The organism is Streptomyces katrae (genome assembly GCF_000966975.1).
Lineage (GTDB): Bacteria > Actinomycetota > Actinomycetes > Streptomycetales > Streptomycetaceae > Streptomyces > Streptomyces katrae.
The window spans coordinates 1-345 of the sequence record NZ_JZWV01001445.1 but is presented as its reverse complement, the minus strand read 5'-3'; the positions used below and the strand labels follow the sequence as shown (position 1 = coordinate 345).

Sequence of the window (345 nt, the reverse complement as noted above, 5' to 3'; positions counted from 1 at the left end):
CCGTTGACGGTGCCGTTGCAGCGGCCGGCGCAGACGTTGTCGCCGACGCGGACACTGCCGTGGCCGATCTTGACCCCGCCGGTGCCGGAGCCGGAGCCGCCGAGGAACTTCCCGAGCGAGTTGCCGGATCCGGAGCCGTGATGGCCGGCGAGGACCTGGGCCGGCTGGACGGCGGGGGCCGCGGAGGCGATCGGTGCGAGGGCGCCGGCGCCGAGGAGGGTGGTGGAGACGACGAGACCGAGACGAAGCTTCCAAGAACGTACACGCATGGCATTTCTTCCTTGCTGGGAATTGTTTCCGCTACGGCTGAGAAGTTTTTTCACGTTCGGATGCGCGGGGCGCCCC

General features: G+C 69.0%; 1 pseudogene. It reads right to left on the bottom strand.

Features of this window, described 5'->3' with window-relative positions:
• Positions 1 to 269: pseudogene (locus VR44_RS38175) on the bottom strand (hypothetical protein); the annotation flags it as partial.
• Between the last annotated feature and the right edge of the window lie 76 nt (positions 270 to 345).